Annotated in this window: 2 protein-coding genes and 1 pseudogene; 1 reads left to right on the top strand and 2 read right to left on the bottom strand. The window is 39.4% G+C overall.

What is annotated here, in order from left to right:
- Positions 1 to 241: 241 nt before the first annotated feature.
- Both ABCP60_RS15900 and ABCP60_RS15895 read right to left on the bottom strand, forming a co-directional pair.
- Positions 242 to 364 (bottom strand): hypothetical protein, encoded by a 123-nt coding sequence (locus ABCP60_RS15900; protein ID WP_343102183.1) that lies wholly within the window; start codon positions 362 to 364, stop codon positions 242 to 244.
- An 89-nt stretch (positions 365 to 453) separates the two neighbouring features.
- Positions 454 to 723 (bottom strand): Txe/YoeB family addiction module toxin, encoded by a 270-nt coding sequence (locus tag ABCP60_RS15895; protein ID WP_008671563.1) that lies wholly within the window; start codon positions 721 to 723, stop codon positions 454 to 456.
- Between the two features lie 663 nt (positions 724 to 1,386).
- Between ABCP60_RS15895 and ABCP60_RS15890 the strand changes: the two are divergent.
- Positions 1,387 to 1,592 (top strand): annotated as a pseudogene (locus ABCP60_RS15890) (replication initiation protein); the annotation flags it as partial.

The following is a 1,592-nucleotide window of genomic DNA, read 5'->3' as shown; positions in this document are numbered from 1 at the left end:
CACTTCTTGCTATATATACACATGCCGCATGGGAATACACACAACGCTGACACGCTGCATAGGCACACATTTTTTTCTCTTTTTCCTGCCTTTTTCACAACGGAATACGGAGAACTGTCAAGGGGACGGGCTGGAAAAACCGCACGAGCCTGCGAGCGCAGGATTTTTCCGGATCCGGACTTGCGAAGCCCTTGACGGTTACGGAGTATGGAGTTACATTTGCAGACAAAAAAGAGAAAAATTACTTATTCAGTAATACTTTTTCTTTCGCGGTTAAGTTCTCCAATTCTTCATCACTTATAGGAATAACAGTATAGGTTTTCCCCTCGTGATGAATAAGTACATTGTCGCCTTTACTCGCCAAATCAAGCATTTCCTCTATTCGGTTAGCAAATTCCTCGGATGTAAGATTTATAACTGCCATATCTTTAATTTTTACATTGTTTTTTTACGTCATTTATCGTCATAGTGCCCCCAAACAGAAATAACAAAAACAACAATGGTGGTTTCGTTCACCGTATATCTAATACGGTTTTTCTTATCAAGTTGCCTTGACCATACACCCTGCAAATACTTCAACTGTTCGGGGTGTCCAGTCCCGGTGTATGGATGTTCTTTCAGCTCATCCAATAGCCTCTCTAACTTTTTGAAGAGTTGCGGAGAGGACTTTCTTAGCAACAGTACATGTTTTGCAGCTTCTTTTGAAAATTCTATCTCATACATTGCACTCATCCTCTATACGGTTCAAAAAATCATCTAATGATTCATCCTTCCGCATTTTAAAAGTTCGTCCCTGCTTAATATCCTCAATACCCCTCTGAATAGCCTCCAATTCTTCCCTTGAGGGGAAATCCTCTTCCGTAGCCGCATATACGACTATGGGGGCGGCATTACGACGGGAAACAAAGATTGTCTCTTTTTCAGCCAGTTCAAAATATTTCTTCTGATTGGCACGAAATTCACGCGTTGTAATTATCTGCATAATATTTATATATTTGATTTACACCGCAAATATAGCTATAAAAGTTCAACCTCCAAATTATTTGTGTACCTATTTGTGTACACGCCATTAAAAGCCATATTCAAGCCTACCGCCCGTTGGTTGGTGTTGCTTTGCTTTTTCCCCTCTTTTCGAGTTGATTTTCAGCCTTTTTCCCTTTAAATTCCCCTTGTCTGTTATAAGCATCGTCTGTAATATGCTCTATCACTTTTGCGGAAACACCGATAAATAAAGGGATTAAAACATGTGTTTCCCTACACTTTGGGAGTTTTAATCCTACACTTTGGGAGTTTTTAAGACGAACTTTCCCTACACTTTGGGAGTTTTACCCTTCTTTTTTTGTTTATATGTAGGTATTTTATATCTTTGCAGCAAATCAAATAGTTATGAAAAAGAAGCTACCTATTACCAAAAATAAAGACGTAGTTGTATCATGGGTATATACATGGTCCAAACAGCAAGACATGTCCATACACGAACAAAGAATAGTTCTTCGCATACTGGAAGCCTGCCAGGCTGAACTAAAGGGAGTAAAGCTGAAAGATTATGCAGGCACGAAACGCAAATTTGAGCATGGACTTTGGGATGTTGA

Origin of the sequence: Romboutsia sp. MSSM.1001216sp_RTP31141st1_G3_RTP31141_220114 (assembly GCF_039031195.1) — a bacterium.
Taxonomy (GTDB): domain Bacteria; phylum Bacillota; class Clostridia; order Peptostreptococcales; family Peptostreptococcaceae; genus Romboutsia_C; species Romboutsia_C hominis.
The sequence above is the reverse complement of the archived record's forward strand: the minus strand, read 5'-3'. Positions and strand labels throughout refer to the sequence as shown.

What these genes read in the sequence shown, in the direction of transcription:
- ABCP60_RS15895 (WP_008671563.1), bottom strand. Translation starts at nt 723, where the DNA reads ATGTATGAGATAGAATTTTCAAAAGAAGCTGCAAAACATGTACTGTTG.